This is a genomic window from Colwellia sp. E150_009, from assembly GCF_053543955.1.
Window position 1 is genome coordinate 88,851 of the sequence record NZ_JBHFOM010000003.1, and the last position, 15,928, is coordinate 104,778.

Here is a 15,928-nt window from a genome sequence, read left to right on the forward strand (position 1 = left end):
TAACCACATTGTTAGTACTAGGTTAACGCTAAAAAATAGGCAAAAAAAATTCTGTATTTCCCTTACATCGGTGTAGACATGACAACTAGATATATTTTTGTTACTGGCGGCGTAGTTTCGTCTCTTGGTAAAGGCATTGCCGCTGCTTCATTAGCTGCTATTCTTGAAGCTCGCGGATTAAAAGTAACCATGCTGAAACTCGACCCTTATATTAATGTCGATCCTGGTACTATGAGTCCAATTCAACATGGTGAAGTATTTGTTACTGAAGATGGAGCAGAAACTGATTTAGATTTAGGTCATTATGAGCGTTTTATTCGTACTAAAATGACCAGACGAAATAACTTTACAACGGGTCGTATCTATCAAGATATTCTAGCGCGCGAACGTAAAGGTGAATTCTTAGGTGCTACTATTCAAGTTATTCCTCATATCACTAATGACATTAAGCGTCGTGTGATTGAAGGTGCTGAAGGTTACGATGTTGCTATGGTTGAAGTTGGGGGAACGGTAGGTGATATTGAGTCACAACCTTTCTTGGAAGCTATCCGTCAATTAGCTACAGAAGTAGGCCGTGAACGTGCTATGTTTATGCATTTAACGTTAGTACCTTATTTAGCTGCTTCAGGTGAGATTAAAACAAAACCAACTCAACATTCAGTAAAAGATTTACGTTCAATTGGTATTTTTCCAGACATTTTGGTATGTCGTTCTGATAGACCTATTCCAAATGGCGAACGTGCAAAAATAGCATTATTTTGTAATGTTGAAGAAAAAGCTGTTATTTCAATGCGTGATGTTGACAGTATTTATAAAATTCCAGCGTTATTAAAATCTCAAGGTGCTGATGAATTAGTGACTAAACGTTTTTGTATCGATGCGCCTGAAGCAGATTTAAGCGAATGGGAAGAAGTGCTTTATCATGAAGCAAACCCTAAAGGTGAAATTACAGTTGGTATGGTAGGAAAATACATCGAACTTCCTGATGCCTATAAATCGGTAAATGAAGCATTAAAACATGCGGGTTTGAAAAATCAAGTTACTGTGAATATTAAATATATTGATTCACAAGATGTTGAAGTTAAAGGTACTGAAATACTGAAAGACTTAGATGCTATTCTAGTTCCAGGCGGCTTCGGTGAACGTGGTGTAGAAGGTAAAATTTCAACAGCAGAATATGCACGTGTAAATAAAATACCTTATTTAGGTATTTGTTTAGGTATGCAAGTAGCTTTAATTGAGTTTGCGCGTAATGTTGCTGGTCTAACTAATGCCCACAGTACGGAGTTTAATGCCGAAACACCGCATCCAGTAGTAGGTTTGATCAGTGAATGGCTTGATGAAGAAGGTCAAGTAGAATATCGCAATGAAAAGTCAGATTTGGGCGGAACTATGCGTTTAGGTTCACAATTGTGCCACCTAGTGAAAGGAACCAAAGTATGTGACGTATATGGTAGTGAAACAATTTATGAAAGACACCGTCACCGTTATGAGGTAAATAATAAGTACCGAGAACAGTTAAGCCAAGCAGGTTTGATTTTTTCGGGATTATCAACTGATAAAAGTTTAGTTGAGGTGATTGAAATAGCTGATCATCCATGGTTTGTTGCTGGGCAGTTCCATCCAGAGTTTAATTCAACTCCGCGTGACGGACACCCATTATTTGAAAGCTTTATTGCTGCGTCTTTTGAACATCAAAAAAAGCAGTTAAGTTAGTTTTAAGTCATTTCAAACCGTAGCCCTGTGCTGCGGTTTTGTTTTTTAGTTCTTGAAGGAAATATAATGTCAAATATTAGTAAAATTTTAGCACGCGAAATTATGGACTCACGTGGGAACCCAACCGTTGAAGCTGATGTTTATTTAGAATCAGGTGCTTGGGGGCGTGCTGCAGCACCATCAGGTGCATCAACAGGCTCTCGTGAAGCATTAGAATTACGTGATGGTGATAAAGCACGTTATTTAGGAAAAGGTGTTCTTAATGCCGTTGCTGCCATTAGAAATAATATCACTCCAGCGTTAATTGGCAAGAATGCGCTTGAACAAGCCGCGATTGACAAAATAATGATTGATTTAGATGGCACAGAAAATAAAGAAAAATTTGGTGCTAATGCTATTTTAGCGGTTTCTCTTGCTGTAGCAAAAGCTGCTGCCGCAGACAAAGGCGTGCAATTATTTGAACATATTGCCGATTTAAATGGCACACCAGGAGTTTATAGCTTACCAGTACCTATGATGAACATCATTAATGGTGGTGAACATGCCGACAATAATGTTGATATTCAAGAGTTTATGATTCAACCTGTAGGCGCTAAAAACTTTTCAGAAGCATTACGCATGGGCGCTGAAATATTTCATGCCCTGAAAAAAGTATTATCAGCTAAAGGGTTAAATACAGCCGTAGGTGATGAAGGTGGTTTTGCGCCAGATTTGGCTTCTAACGCTGATGCTTTAGCGGTAATTAAAGAAGCGGTTGCAGCAGCAGGCTATACGTTAGGCTCAGATGTAACATTAGCAATGGACTGTGCAGCGTCTGAATTCTATGATGCAGACAAAGGTATTTATGATCTTAAAGGTGAAGGCAAGCAATTTACCTCAAATGAATTTTCTGACTTTTTAGCTGAGCTTTGTAATCAGTACCCAATTGTTTCAATTGAAGATGGTTTAGATGAATCAGACTGGGATGGTTTTAAATATCAAACTGAATTATTAGGCGATAAAGTACAAATTGTTGGAGATGATTTATTTGTAACCAATACTAAAATATTAAAAGAGGGTATTGATAAAAATATCGCTAACTCAATTTTAATTAAGTTTAACCAAATTGGCTCATTAACTGAAACATTAGCAGCCATTAAGATGGCGAAAGATGCTGGTTATACCGCGGTTATCTCTCATCGCTCAGGTGAAACAGAAGATGCAACTATTGCTGATTTAGCAGTAGGTACTGCAGCTGGCCAAATTAAAACAGGATCTTTATGTCGCTCAGACCGTGTTTCTAAGTACAATCAATTATTACGTATTGAAGAATTCTTAGGTGACAAAGCGGTATATAATGGTTTGTCTGAAATTAAAGGTCAATAAGGCCTTATAGTAACAAGTAGTATGTTACTTGTTTAAATTATTACAAGTTAATAAATAAAATCGGGCCTTAAGGCCCGATTTTTGTTTATATGTCGTTGTATCTTTTATCTACAATCAAGTATGCTTAAACAATACGGGTATAATTACTTGATTTATTGATAGATGTCTCAAACTTCTTTTTGGCAAACAGATCTGCAAAGTAAGGACTTTGCCGAATTATGCAATGCGCTCTATGAGCGAGAATTGCGTATGCTTGCTAATACAGAAATAAGTCAAGTTGATAATTTACAAGGGCGTTTGAAGAGCCTACCGCATTATATAAATCGTACCGCTCATTTAATGATGCAGGTAAAAGCGCAAGGTAAAACTCCCTTAATATTAGATATTCAAAATGCAAGTTGGTCAGCTAAACAAGCGTCAAAACTAACGCTCGCCGGACAAACCTCCCATGAAATTTTTTCATGGTATTTAACTAACGAGTTAAGCCTTGGCTTAGTGGTTCCTATCCTCAATGAGCAACGAGTCGCTTTAGATTGCATCGATAGAATTGATATAGCCAATAAACGACTTAGAACAAATACCTCGGGATGGTTTACATTGAGTGAAGAGAATAAAAATGTACAGGGTGATTTGAACCAACACAAAACATTTAAATTGCTTAAGCCAAATAAAAAAGTGATGTTAGCAGCTTGTGCAGGTCATTGTTGGCAAGCGGTGTCTTATAGCAATACTCATATCAATGCTCAAAGTACTAAATTACAAACTATTCCCCCAAGTTTACGAGAATTGTTACTTTCTTGTGCTATTAACTGGAAAGACTTTAAACAACCATTAGCCTTATAAATAATAAGTCCATATAATAGTAATAATTTTTTATTACTCTGTGTTTTTTAGGCTTTTTATTAGGTACACATGCGCACATTTACAGCACTGTTATTTATTGTTTTGAGTTTATTGCAATACCGTCTTTGGTTCGGTAAAAACAGTGTGCCTGATTATATTGATTTACAAGAGGATGTCGCTCAACAAAAACTAGTTAATTTAAAGTTGCAACAGCGTAACAAATTATTATACGCAGATACTGATGACCTCAAGCTTGGTACTGAAGCAATAGAAGAACGAGCAAGGAATGAATTAGGTATGATTAAAGAAAATGAAACCTTCTTTCGCGTTATCCCTAATAAAACTTCGTCGATAAAAAACGATTCAGATAAGGGACTTTATTAGTTGTGAGTGCCCTTGTAGTGTCGAGTGATAAGCTGGAACAAAGAAACAAATCAAATGAAAATCAACAATTTACTGTTGTTGTCCCTGCTGCTGGCGTAGGTAAACGTATGTTAACTTCATGCCCTAAGCAATATTTAACAATTAATAATGAAACCATCTTAAGTCACACAGTCAACCGTTTACTCAGCCATAAAAGCATTTCGAAAGTCGTGTTGGTATTAAGTGACGATGATGATTATTTTGAGCAAACAGCTCTGGTAAATAATCCTAATATTATACGAGTGTCTGGCGGTAAAGAACGTGTTGACTCTGTGTTAAACGGTTTACAGCAAGTGAATGCGTTAGAATGGGTGCTTGTGCACGATGCAGCCCGCCCTTGTGTAACACATGACGATATAAGTAAATTAATTGACCACTGTCTCAACAATAATAATGGCGGTATTTTAGCGGCTCCAGTAGTTGATACTATGAAACTCGCTAATAATACGAGTCAACATGAGGCTATACAGGTGAATAAAACGATTGAACGTAACTTACTATGGCATGCATATACACCACAAATGTTCAAAGCAAATACATTAATAAAAGCGATAGAGCACGCACAACTAACAGGTTTGCCAATCACAGATGAAGCGTCAGCTATCGAATCGTTGAGCTTACCTTGTTCACTGGTTTCTGGTAGACGAGATAATATAAAAATAACCCGACCAGAAGATTTAACACTAGCAAGCTTCTATTTAGAACAACAACGTAAATTAACAACAAATCAAAAAATATAAAGGGTAAAACATGCGAATAGGTCATGGTTTTGATGTACACAAATTTGGCGGAAAAGGGCCTTTAATACTTGGTGGTGTTAGTGTTCCTTTTGAGCAAGGATTTATTGCTCATTCAGACGGAGACGTTGCTATTCATGCTTTATGTGATGCTATTTTAGGTGCCCTTTGTTTAGCTGATATTGGTAATCATTTCCCTGATACTGATGGCAAATATAAAAATATTTCTAGCCGTATATTGTTGCGTCATGTCGTGGGGTTAATGACAGAAAAAGGCTATGAAGTCGGTAATGGCGACATCACTATTGTTGCGCAAGCACCGAAAATGGCACCGCACTTATTAGCCATGCGAGAATGTTTATCAGAAGACTTAAATTGCAACGTAGCGCAAATTAATGTCAAGGCCACAACCACTGAAACTTTAGGGTATGCTGGGCGAAAAGAAGGGATTGCCGTGCATTGCGTCGTATTACTTAGATCGATTGTTAACTAAAACTAAAACTAACGTTAGCACCGTTACTATTTACTTGTACCGAAACTTAATGTGAATTGAAAATATAATATAGAGAATTAGCATGTTACCAGAACTCGCCTACTTACACGGTAAACCGAAATCAACAGGCTTAATAAAAGCAAACCCTCAAGATTTTTGCGTATTTGAGCAGTTACCATTTTTACCATGTGGAGAAGGAGAACACCTGTTTATTCACATAAAAAAAATTGGGACGAATACCGTTTTTGTTGCACGCGAACTAGCCAAATATTTTAAGGTGAAGGAACAACTCGTTTCTTATGCTGGGTTAAAAGATCGTTTTGCGGTGACAGAGCAGTGGTTTGGTGTTCATGTTCCAGGTAAGCAAGTGTATGATTTAGCGGATCTTACTATTGAAGGTGTTGAAATACTTAGCTATAAAAGACACAACAAAAAACTCCGCACAGGTGTTCTAACAGGTAATCGGTTTGAATTAGTTATTCGTAACGTTACTAATTTAAAGGATTTTTTTGAACGTTGGGAAAAAATAATTGCGCATGGTGTTCCTAATTATTTTGGTGAACAGCGTTTTGGTATTGACGGTGGTAATATTGATTGCGCACTAGCTCTATTTTCTGGCACTAAAGTGAAGGATAAGAAAAAACGAGGTATGTATTTATCTGCAGCACGCTCGGCTATTTTTAATGACATGATTAATGAACGTATTAAACAAAATATATTTGATAAATTATCCATCGGCGATGTCGTAATGCTAGCAGGTACTCAGTCGGTGTTTCGTTTGGAAGAGATTGATGATGTCATTAAACAGCGCTTAAGTGACAAGGATGTAGATATTACTGCTGCAATGTGGGGAGCGGGTGATTTAATGACAGAAGCACAGCCAAAAATATTTGAGCAAGAAGTGGCGGAAAAACATCATGAATTTGCTCAAGGTTTACCCCGTTTTGGTTTAAAACAAGAGCGTCGTCGTATTCGCTTAATTATTAATGACGCTGATCTTGAAGTATTACCTAAAGAAGCTGCTTCTAATAATATCAGTGAAAATAGTGATTTACCCGATGTAAAAGTATGCTTTTCGCTTACTGCAGGTTCATATGCAACTACTGTACTGCGTGAATTAATTGATTATCGAGATGGTACGCAGCGCGTTAACGTTAATGAAATGCAAAACCAGATCAAAATATAGAGTCAAATACCCAATGAAAATATTATTAAGTAACGATGATGGTGTTCATGCTTTAGGTATTAAAGTACTGCAGCAGGAATTAATTAAATATTTTGACGTAACAGTAGTTGCACCAGACAGAAATTGTAGTGGTGCAAGTAATTCGTTAACCTTACTGAACCCGTTGAGAGCACAAACATTAGAAAATGGTTTTATCTCGGTTAATGGAACACCTACGGATTCAGTTCATTTAGGCGTTAGCCAACTTGTTTCACCTACACCAAACTTAGTCGTAGCTGGTATTAATAAAGGTCCTAACTTAGGTGATGATACTTTGTATTCGGGTACTGTTGCTGCAGCCACAGAAGGTCGACATATGGGAATACCAGCAATAGCTGTATCATTACTTGGCAAGCATGAAAAGCACTACCAAACAGCGGCAATAATCACAGCGCAAATTATTAAACGCATTCATAAACACCCTTTACCCGCTGATCAAATTTTAAATATTAATGTACCCGATGTGCCCATTGAGCAAATACAAGGAATTAAAGTTACTCGACTAGGGCATAGGCACAAAGCCGAAATGATGAAAAAAATGCAAGACCCTTGGCAACGAGATATTTATTGGTATGGTACTTTAGGCAAAGAGCTTGATGGTGGTGAAGGCACTGATTTTGATGCCGTGGCTAACCATTATGTTTCAGTAACCCCGTTAACTGTTGATATGACAGCACATAACAGCATTGATAGTATGCGAGAATGGATGGATGAAGTAACGATATGATGAGTCAAAGAAAAAACTCTCGCACAGTTGGTAAATCGAAACGTAGTGGTGAGTTACTTGCCCAAAAGCTACAAGCCCAAGGTATTTCAAACCCGCTCGTTTTACAGGCTATTGCTAACTCGCCTCGTCATATATTTATTCCAGAAATACTGGCTCATAAAGCTTATGACAATACGGCCTTACCTATTGGGCAAGGACAAACGATTTCTCAGCCTTATATCGTGGCAAAAATGTCAGAGTTATTATTAAAAGATTTTCAGCCAAAGAGCATTCTAGAAATAGGAACTGGTTCAGGTTATCAAACTTCAATTTTAGCGCAACTTACAGAGAAAGTTTTCTCTGTTGAACGTATTAAATCACTGCAATTCCAAGCTAAACGTTGTTTACGCGCAATAGACTTACATAATATTTCATTGAAGCACGGTGATGGCTGGCAGGGATGGGCAAGCAAAGCACCATTTGACGCCATTATCGTCACTGCTGGCGCAGTGACCGTGCCACAAGCATTATTAGAACAACTTGTTGATGGCGGTCGTTTAGTTATCCCAGTTGGTGATAAAACACAAATATTAAAAATTATTACCCGACAAGGTAACAATTACAATGAAAAGCAAGTAGAAGCGGTGCGTTTTGTTCCTCTTGTTGCAGGGGCGTTAATGTAATGAAGCTATTTTCTGCCATTTATGAGTGGACGTTAAAATGGGCTGAGCATAAGTTTGCACCAAGGATACTGGCATTACTAACCTTTGCTGAATCTGTATTTTTTCCTATTCCACCTGATGTTTTACTTGCGCCTATGGTGCTTGCAAAGCCTGAAAAAGCATGGCGATTAGCAAGTATCACAACTATAGCCTCAATTGCGGGTGGGGTAGTAGGTTATTTACTTGGGTATTTAATGTTTGAACCTTGGATACAACCCTTAATAACTGAATTTGGTTACCAACCTCGCTTTGATACGGCAATGGAATGGTTCAGTAAATGGGGCGTATGGGTCGTTTTCATCGCAGGCTTTTCACCCATACCTTATAAATTATTTACAGTGAGTGCTGGCTTTTTACAAATGGCTTTTTTGCCTTTTTTAATTGCTTCAGCTGTTGGCAGAGGTATGCGGTTCTTTTTGGTTGCAGGCCTTATTCAATGGGGGGGGAGCGCGATGGAAAAAAACTTACGTAAATGGATTGATGTCTTGGGGTGGGGGCTTGTTGCCTTGATTATCATTACCTATTTCATTGTAAAATAAATAGCTTGTTGGTTGCATCATGAGAGATAAACAAGACAAAAATAATACAGTTTTTACTTTTAAGGCATTATGTAAACTATTTTGTTGTACTTTTTTTATTCTTAACCTCTTGGCTTGCTCTTCTCGTCAATCCCCCGCGCCTGTTGTAACTGTTTATGGTAGTACACCGTTAAACCAACAAACTCAAAACACGATTAACGCAAGAGAATACACGGTACAACCAGGTGAAACCCTGTATTCAATTGCATGGCGGGCTAATTCGGATGTGCGACAAATAGCTAAATTGAATAATATTTCACCTCCTTATAATATTTTTCCAAATCAAAAATTAATTTTAGTTGCTAATAATCAAAGAAAAAGTTCGCAAGCTAGTAAGAATGTGCACTCCAGTACAAAGCAGACTAAAAGCTCTAATCCGACCAGTATTCAAGTAGTTAAAAAGCCTATTGCATCTTCAAAAAAGCAAGCGTATGGTGAAAATGTAAGTAAGAAGAAAGTTGAGAAAGAGCCGTTATCAAAATCAGATTTTTCTCAAAAAATTAGTCGATGGAAATGGCCTGTTAAAGGCAAAATTATTGATTGGTTTTCTTCCAAAGCACAAGGTAATAAAGGAATAGATATCGCTGGCCGCCGTGGAACTAATATTAGAGCAACGGCAAGTGGTAAAGTAGTTTACGCAGGTAGCGCATTAAGAGGCTATGGCAAGTTAGTTATTATAAAACATAATGATGATTATCTAAGTGCTTATGCCCATAATGATAAAATCTTAGTAAAAGAGCAACAGTTTGTAAAAGCTGGAGATATCGTAGCAAAAATGGGTGACACCGACGCGCAAAGAGTCATGCTTCATTTTGAAGTTCGCTTTCGCGGAAAATCAGTTGATCCTTTGAAGTATTTACCCAAAAAATAAGTACATATAATTATAATCGTGTATTTCTGTTAAATTTAACGCATAGAAAATACCTACCGACAAAAAATAACTGGAGTTAGTGTGAATAAATAATACTAAATGCAAGTTTGCTATAATTGGAGTGCAGCATGGGAAAAGAAACAAACCAAACCACAGTACTAAAAAGTAAAGAAGATAAAGCATCAAATGTTGATGCCACTCAACTTTATTTAAGTGAAATAGGATTTTCACCGTTACTAAGTGCAGAAGAAGAGATATATTTCTCGCGTCTTTCTCTTAAAGGTGATAAAGCATCTCGTCAACGTATGATCGAAAGTAATTTACGTTTAGTGGTTAAAATTTCCAGACGATATAATAATCGCGGTTTGCCGTTACTTGATTTAATTGAAGAAGGTAATTTAGGCTTGATTCGTGCCGTTGAAAAATTTGATCCAGAACGGGGATTTCGTTTTTCAACGTACGCTACTTGGTGGATTCGCCAAACTATTGAACGCGCTATAATGAATCAAACGCGCACTATTCGTTTACCAATTCATGTTGTTAAAGAATTAAATATTTATTTACGTGCCTCCCGTGAGCTTGTTCAACAATTAGATCATGAACCCACAGCAGAAGATATAGCAAATTCATTAGGTAAACCTGTTGAAGATGTTACAAAAATGCTGCGTTTGAATGAACGTATAGCCTCAGTAGATACTCCTTTTTCAGGAGATACAGAGAAGGTTTTGCTTGATGTGATTGCTGATGAAGACTGCGGAGGACCCGAAGCAGACTTACAATCAGAAGATATGAGCAATAATATTATTCACTGGCTTAACGAGTTAAACCCTAAACAAAAAGAAGTATTAGCTCGACGTTTTGGCTTATTAGGCTATGAGGCTGAAACATTAGAAAATGTTGGCCTTGAAATTGGATTGACTCGTGAACGTGTTCGTCAAATTCAAGTTGAAGGCCTTAAGCGACTTCGTGACATATTAAGCCAACAAAACCTGTCTATAGAAGCTTTATTCGAAGTTCAGTAGTATATTTTCTAATATATTTGGGGGGATTTAAAGGCTGTAAAGTAACACTTACAGCCTTTTTACGTTAATTGGGCTGGGACAACTTTTAAAAATATTTTAAATCAAGTTATATCAATTTGATTAAATTTCTTTTCAACTCAGAGCTATGTGCAATAACAAGGTGAATTTGTTTCGATCTACAGCAATTCTTTTAATTCAAACAATAAATCTAACGCTTGTTTAGGCGATAAATTATTAACATCAATATCACGTAACGTATCAATTGCTGGATGATCTTCAGCTACTAACGACAACTGCTGAAAATTTTCAGATTGAGCTGGTAAAATAGAAGGCGCTTGTTTGTTTTCTAATTCGGTTAATCGTTGTTTGGCGCGGTTAATCACTGCTTTAGGCACACCAGCAAGTTGGGCAACTTGTAAGCCAAAGCTCTTACTTGCAGCACCTTCTTGTACTGCATGCATAAATACTATGTTGTCATCATGTTCCATGGCATCTAAGTGCACATTGGCTAAAGTTAAAATTTCTTGTGCTAGTAATGTTAACTCAAAGTAATGAGTGGCAAATAAAGTAAACGCCTTTGTTTTAAGTGCTAGCATTTCTGCACATGCCCAAGCGAGAGAAAGACCATCGTAAGTACTTGTGCCACGGCCAATTTCATCAAGTAACACTAAACTCTTATCTGTTGCATTATGAAGAATATTAGCTGTTTCGGTCATTTCTACCATAAATGTTGAACGACCGCTGGCGAGATCATCTGAGGCACCTATACGGGTAAATATTCTATCAACTAACCCTATTTGAGCATTATCAGCAGGAACAAAACAACCAATATGTGCAAGTAAAACTATTAAAGCGGTTTGGCGCATATAAGTTGATTTACCCCCCATATTGGGGCCAGTTATAATCAACATTTTTCGTTGCTGGGTTAAAACAACAGGGTTTGGAATAAAAGCTTCATGGGTCATTTGCTCTACAACGGGGTGTCTACCTGCATTAATATTAATGCCTGATTGTTCACTTAATTGTGGTTTTACATAGTGTAAGGTTATTGCTCTTTCGGCAAAGTTGGCAAGCACATCCAGTTCAGCAATTGCTTGGCTAAGGCTTTGTAATCTCGCTATTTCTGGCAATATTTTATCAAATAATTCTTGGTATAAACGTTTTTCGAGGGCTAAAAACTGGCTTTGGGCACTGAGAACTTTATGCTCGTGCTCTTTTAATTCTTCGGTAATAAAACGTTCGTTGTTTTTTAAAGTTTGACGGCGAATATAATTGTCAGGTACATCATTTGCTGCGGTTCTACTCATTTCAATGAAAAAACCATGGACTTTGTTATAACCCACTTTTAATGAATGAATCCCCGTGCGCTCTTTTTCTTTTTGTTCTAATTGCGTTAAAAAATCAGTAGCACCATCACTTAAATCACGAAGTATATCGAGTTCAGTGTTATAGCCAGCAGCAATAACACCACCATCGCGAATAAGTACAGGAGGGTTTTCAACAATGGCTTGTTCGAGCAAATTCTGTATTTCTGGGATAGGTAACAATAATTTTGAAAGTGCATGAACATAGCCAGTGTTGCATGGTGATAGTGTTTGTTGTAATTCAGGCAAAACTTGTAGCGCATTACGTAAACGAGCGAAATCACGCGGCCTTGCAGAGCCTAAAGCAATACGTGAAACAATTCGTTCAATATCTCCCAAACCTTTAAGCACTGGTTGCACGTCTAGATGTAAATCAGTGGTAATAATTTGTTCTATTGCATCTTGTCTATTTTTTAAAACGCTTAAATCTCGTAACGGAAAATGCAGCCAGCGCTTTAATAAACGCGAGCCCATCGGAGTCGAAGATTTATCCAATATCGCGGCTAATGTATTATCCCCCCCCCCTTGAAGATTTTGTGTTAACTCTAAATTACGCCTAGTTGCGGCATCAAGTACTACACCCGAGCTTGCTGATTCACAAACTATTGCCCGTATATGGGGTAGTGCCGTACGTTGAGTGTCTTTTACATACTGAAATAAACACCCCGCAGCAGATAAACCTAAAAATTTATCCGCAACGCCAAAGCCAGTAAGCTCTTTTGTGCCAAATTGGTTATTCAGTAAGGCAAGGGCTGTTTCAAGATCAAATTCCCATTCAGGGCGTCGACGTAAGCCTTTATATTGTTTAATGTCTAGCGTATTTGAAAGTGTTTCTGGATATAGCAGTTCAGCAGGAGAAAGGCGCTGTAACTCTGCTTGTAATTGCTCATTGGTTTGTGGCTCTGTTATTACAAAACGACCACTGGTCATATCAAGATAAGCTAGACCAAAGCAGGGATCTGAGGATTTCTTAGAACGAGAATTATTTTCAACGATGGCAACAATTAAATTGTCTTGTTTGTCTGATAATAGCGCTTCATCACTGACCGTACCTGGCGTTATAATTCTCACCACTTTTCGCTCAACAGGGCCTTTGCTTGTTGCAGGATCACCAATTTGTTCGCAAATAGCAACAGACTCACCTAATTGCACTAATTTAGCTAAATAATTCTCTACTGCATGGTAAGGAACCCCGGCCATAGGAATAGCATTACCCCCTGTTTTACCTCGGGCTGTTAAAGATATATCTAATAAATCAGACGCTTTTTTCGCATCATCAAAAAATAGCTCATAAAAATCGCCCATACGATAAAAAATTAAAATATTAGGAAATTCAGCCTTAATGGTAAGGTACTGGCGCATCATAGGGGTGTGTTGTGATAAATCTTGGCTGGTAGTCATTGGTAAAAGGTACTATTTGGAAGGTTGTTTATTTCATTTAATATTATATTGTTAATGTTTGATTATATACCTATTTTTAATATGAGGTGATAAACAGTAATGTCAGTTTATTTTACACCTAATATAACGCAAATGAATATTTAAAAATAAAAATATTTGTTTTCAGTTGGTTAAGTTTGCTTTTTGTTTTGGAATACTTTTTGCTTATCTTTGAGTAGGCGATTAATAAACAACAATACTAACAGGGCATTATTTTATGATAAACAAAGCAATTAAAACATTCTCTATTTCCTTATTTTTTATAGCGAGCGCTTCACAAGCCACCATTATTGATTACTACGACACAATTACTAATGGTCAAAGTCAGTTTTTATCAACGGTTACTAATGCTGGTGGTTCAGTAAGCTCAACAACACTAACAGGCATATCTTCTGGTAGTTCTTGGGTACAACCAGATTTTACTATCACGACATCAGATGGTAATTCAGCAGGTGTTTATAGTTCTAGTTATAGTAACTCTACAGGTCAAATGATAAAAATAGACCCTGAGGATAATGGAGACGGTACTGGTGCAGGCTCTGGGTTAACTTTTACTTTTAATAGTGCAATAAATGCATTAGGTTTTGAAGTAGGTGATTGGGCAACTTGTTGTTTTACATCTGAGTTATTTATTAGTTTTGATGGTGGAGCAGCAATTAAAGTTGCCAGTGCTACTCAAGCTTCTGATAACCCTGCAACGGCAGCTGGTGGAGCAAATGGGGCTGCATTCTTTGTGGGGGCGATTGATGATTCAGCTACCTTTACTTCAGTAACCTTCTTCGGTAACGGTTTTGGTGAAATTTTAACAGCAGGTGGCACTATACAATATTCAGCATTAAAAGTGGGCTCTGTTTCTGTACCTGAACCCTCATCAATAGCTATTTTAGCTCTATCATTAATTGGTTTGTCTCTATCTAGAAAAAAGCATAACTAATATAGTAACTACAAAAAATATATAAATATAGCAACTACAGAAAATATATAAAGCGCTTTACAGAAATGTTCAGCGCTTTTTTTGTCATTATTATTCTCGTTATAACTTTTTGATAGAAAATTTTAAAAAGTTATAAAATGCTATAAAATTTATTATTATCAGTAACTTAAAGTTATCATCATTTGATTTTTAATTAATAAAAAAAATAAATTGTAAAAAAACTTGATACTGTACGACCATACAGTATACTTGCTATATCAAAACGACATTACTGACGTTGTCAGCGGAGTAAAACATGAAAGAAGATAAAGAAAAAGCACTAGCAGCAGCCTTAAGCCAAATTGAAAGACAGTTCGGTAAAGGTTCAATAATGAAGCTTGGCGATAATACTACAATGGATGTTGAAACTATTTCTACGGGGTCTCTAGGATTAGATATTGCGCTGGGTGCAGGTGGTTTACCCTTTGGTCGTGTCGTGGAAATTTACGGACCTGAGTCTAGCGGTAAAACAACATTAACATTAGAAGTAATAGCGCAAGCGCAACGTGAAGGTAAAGTGTGTGCTTTTGTTGATGCTGAACATGCACTTGATCCTGTTTATGCGGGGAAGCTTGGTGTTAATATTGATGAATTACTTGTATCTCAGCCTGATACGGGTGAACAAGCCCTTGAAATTTGTGATATGTTAACGCGTTCTGGTGCTATTGATATCATTGTTGTCGATTCAGTCGCCGCATTAACGCCAAAAGCTGAAATTGAAGGTGATATGGGAGACTCTCATATGGGGCTGCAAGCACGTATGTTATCACAAGCAATGCGTAAGCTTACGGCAAACTTAAAAAAATCTAATACCATGCTAATATTCATCAACCAAATTCGTATGAAAATTGGTGTAATGTTTGGCAGTCCTGAAACAACAACAGGTGGTAATGCTTTGAAGTTTTATGCCTCTGTTCGTTTAGATATTAGGCGAATTGGTGCGGTTAAAAATGGTGATGAAATTGTAGGTAATGAAACGCGCGTCAAAGTGGTTAAAAATAAAATAGCGCCACCTTTTAAACAAGCTGAATTTCAAATTCTTTATGGACAAGGTATTAACAGCTTAGGTGAATTAATTGATTTAGGTGTTCAAAATGGCTTTGTGGAAAAAGCGGGCGCTTGGTATAGCTGTAATGGTGAACGTATTGGTCAAGGTAAAGCAAATGCCACTAAATATTTAGAAGAACACTCAGAAATGGCTAAAGATATTGATGTTAAATTAAGAGAAATGTTTTTAAGTAAGGTTGTTAAAACAGAAGATAAAGAAGCTAAACCAAAAGTGGCTGAAGCAGCAGAATAATATTGCTATGCTTTATCTTTATCAAGCATCTGTTAGTTATTTAGTAATTTGATGGCTCGGGTGTATATTAATTTAATTACTGAACATTTTATATTTAACTTTTTTAAAAAATCTGAATAATATCCTTAACCTTTTTGATTTGAAGTGAAC

The 15,928-nt window shown here is 37.0% G+C and carries 15 protein-coding genes; 14 read left to right on the forward strand and 1 reads right to left on the reverse strand.

Features of this window, described 5'->3' with window-relative positions:
- Nucleotides 1-78 precede the first annotated feature (78 nt).
- The 12 genes from ACE1OF_RS02470 to rpoS all read left to right on the forward strand — a co-directional run bounded on the left by ACE1OF_RS02470 (nucleotide 79) and on the right by rpoS (nucleotide 10,701).
- On the forward strand, nucleotides 79-1,716 hold the full coding sequence (locus ACE1OF_RS02470) for a CTP synthase (protein ID WP_448892480.1): 1,638 nt from the start codon (nucleotides 79-81) through the stop codon (nucleotides 1,714-1,716).
- Between the two features lie 66 nt (nucleotides 1,717-1,782).
- A complete protein-coding gene (eno, locus tag ACE1OF_RS02475; RefSeq protein ID WP_448892482.1) occupies nucleotides 1,783-3,081 on the forward strand; it encodes a phosphopyruvate hydratase in 1,299 nt (432 codons plus the stop codon).
- A gap of 162 nt (nucleotides 3,082-3,243) precedes the next feature.
- Nucleotides 3,244-3,924, forward strand: coding sequence for a hypothetical protein (locus tag ACE1OF_RS02480; RefSeq protein ID WP_448892483.1), 681 nt, complete (start codon nucleotides 3,244-3,246; stop codon nucleotides 3,922-3,924).
- Nucleotides 3,925-3,993: 69 nt separating this feature from the next.
- Nucleotides 3,994-4,308, forward strand: a complete 315-nt coding sequence (gene ftsB, locus ACE1OF_RS02485) for a cell division protein FtsB (protein WP_448892485.1) — start codon at nucleotides 3,994-3,996, stop codon at nucleotides 4,306-4,308.
- 2 nt (nucleotides 4,309-4,310) lie between these two features.
- Nucleotides 4,311-5,087, forward strand: a complete 777-nt coding sequence (gene ispD, locus ACE1OF_RS02490; RefSeq protein ID WP_448892487.1) for a 2-C-methyl-D-erythritol 4-phosphate cytidylyltransferase — start codon at nucleotides 4,311-4,313, stop codon at nucleotides 5,085-5,087.
- 10 nt (nucleotides 5,088-5,097) lie between these two features.
- A complete protein-coding gene (gene ispF / locus ACE1OF_RS02495; RefSeq protein WP_448892489.1) occupies nucleotides 5,098-5,577 on the forward strand; it encodes a 2-C-methyl-D-erythritol 2,4-cyclodiphosphate synthase in 480 nt (159 codons plus the stop codon).
- Nucleotides 5,578-5,659: 82 nt separating this feature from the next.
- Nucleotides 5,660-6,763 (forward strand): tRNA pseudouridine(13) synthase TruD, encoded by a 1,104-nt coding sequence (gene truD / locus ACE1OF_RS02500; RefSeq protein ID WP_448892491.1) that lies wholly within the window; start codon nucleotides 5,660-5,662, stop codon nucleotides 6,761-6,763.
- 13 nt (nucleotides 6,764-6,776) lie between these two features.
- The gene (gene surE, locus ACE1OF_RS02505) at nucleotides 6,777-7,529 is read left to right on the forward strand and encodes a 5'/3'-nucleotidase SurE (RefSeq protein ID WP_448892493.1); all 753 of its coding nucleotides are present in this window, start codon (nucleotides 6,777-6,779) and stop codon (nucleotides 7,527-7,529) included.
- Nucleotides 7,529-8,191, forward strand: a complete 663-nt coding sequence (locus ACE1OF_RS02510) for a protein-L-isoaspartate(D-aspartate) O-methyltransferase (protein ID WP_448892607.1) — start codon at nucleotides 7,529-7,531, stop codon at nucleotides 8,189-8,191. The genes surE and ACE1OF_RS02510 overlap by 1 nt, the downstream gene beginning before the upstream one ends.
- Entirely contained in the window at nucleotides 8,191-8,769 is a 579-nt protein-coding gene (locus ACE1OF_RS02515) for a YqaA family protein (protein WP_448892495.1), read from the forward strand. The genes ACE1OF_RS02510 and ACE1OF_RS02515 overlap by 1 nt, the downstream gene beginning before the upstream one ends.
- Before the next feature lie 19 nt (nucleotides 8,770-8,788).
- Nucleotides 8,789-9,679 (forward strand): peptidoglycan DD-metalloendopeptidase family protein, encoded by an 891-nt coding sequence (locus ACE1OF_RS02520; RefSeq protein WP_448892496.1) that lies wholly within the window; start codon nucleotides 8,789-8,791, stop codon nucleotides 9,677-9,679.
- A gap of 128 nt (nucleotides 9,680-9,807) precedes the next feature.
- Nucleotides 9,808-10,701 (forward strand): RNA polymerase sigma factor RpoS, encoded by an 894-nt coding sequence (gene rpoS / locus ACE1OF_RS02525; RefSeq protein WP_448892498.1) that lies wholly within the window; start codon nucleotides 9,808-9,810, stop codon nucleotides 10,699-10,701.
- 176 nt (nucleotides 10,702-10,877) lie between these two features.
- On the opposite strand, the gene mutS is transcribed toward rpoS, so the two are convergent.
- On the reverse strand, nucleotides 10,878-13,466 hold the full coding sequence (mutS, locus tag ACE1OF_RS02530; protein WP_448892499.1) for a DNA mismatch repair protein MutS: 2,589 nt from the start codon (nucleotides 13,464-13,466) through the stop codon (nucleotides 10,878-10,880).
- A 256-nt stretch (nucleotides 13,467-13,722) separates the two neighbouring features.
- Between mutS and ACE1OF_RS02535 the strand changes: the two genes are divergently transcribed.
- Together ACE1OF_RS02535 and recA are read left to right on the forward strand one after the other, a co-directional pair.
- A complete protein-coding gene (locus tag ACE1OF_RS02535; protein WP_448892500.1) occupies nucleotides 13,723-14,439 on the forward strand; it encodes a PEP-CTERM sorting domain-containing protein in 717 nt (238 codons plus the stop codon).
- 295 nt (nucleotides 14,440-14,734) lie between these two features.
- Nucleotides 14,735-15,778 (forward strand): recombinase RecA, encoded by a 1,044-nt coding sequence (gene recA, locus ACE1OF_RS02540; protein ID WP_448892501.1) that lies wholly within the window; start codon nucleotides 14,735-14,737, stop codon nucleotides 15,776-15,778.
- Nucleotides 15,779-15,928: the final 150 nt, after the last annotated feature.

Excerpts from the sequence above, each read along its gene's own strand:
- ACE1OF_RS02470 (WP_448892480.1), top strand. The coding sequence starts at position 79 with ATGACAACTAGATATATTTTTGTTACTGGCGGCGTAGTTTCGTCTCTT.
- eno (WP_448892482.1), top strand. The coding sequence starts at position 1,783 with ATGTCAAATATTAGTAAAATTTTAGCACGCGAAATTATGGACTCACGT.
- ACE1OF_RS02480 (WP_448892483.1), top strand. The coding sequence starts at position 3,244 with ATGTCTCAAACTTCTTTTTGGCAAACAGATCTGCAAAGTAAGGACTTT.
- ftsB (WP_448892485.1), top strand. The coding sequence starts at position 3,994 with ATGCGCACATTTACAGCACTGTTATTTATTGTTTTGAGTTTATTGCAA.
- ispF (WP_448892489.1), top strand. The coding sequence starts at position 5,098 with ATGCGAATAGGTCATGGTTTTGATGTACACAAATTTGGCGGAAAAGGG.
- truD (WP_448892491.1), top strand. The coding sequence starts at position 5,660 with ATGTTACCAGAACTCGCCTACTTACACGGTAAACCGAAATCAACAGGC.
- surE (WP_448892493.1), top strand. The coding sequence starts at position 6,777 with ATGAAAATATTATTAAGTAACGATGATGGTGTTCATGCTTTAGGTATT.
- ACE1OF_RS02510 (WP_448892607.1), top strand. The coding sequence starts at position 7,529 with ATGAGTCAAAGAAAAAACTCTCGCACAGTTGGTAAATCGAAACGTAGT.
- ACE1OF_RS02515 (WP_448892495.1), top strand. The coding sequence starts at position 8,191 with ATGAAGCTATTTTCTGCCATTTATGAGTGGACGTTAAAATGGGCTGAG.
- ACE1OF_RS02520 (WP_448892496.1), top strand. The coding sequence starts at position 8,789 with ATGAGAGATAAACAAGACAAAAATAATACAGTTTTTACTTTTAAGGCA.
- rpoS (WP_448892498.1), top strand. The coding sequence starts at position 9,808 with ATGGGAAAAGAAACAAACCAAACCACAGTACTAAAAAGTAAAGAAGAT.
- mutS (WP_448892499.1), bottom strand. The coding sequence starts at position 13,466 with ATGACTACCAGCCAAGATTTATCACAACACACCCCTATGATGCGCCAG.
- ACE1OF_RS02535 (WP_448892500.1), top strand. The coding sequence starts at position 13,723 with ATGATAAACAAAGCAATTAAAACATTCTCTATTTCCTTATTTTTTATA.
- recA (WP_448892501.1), top strand. The coding sequence starts at position 14,735 with ATGAAAGAAGATAAAGAAAAAGCACTAGCAGCAGCCTTAAGCCAAATT.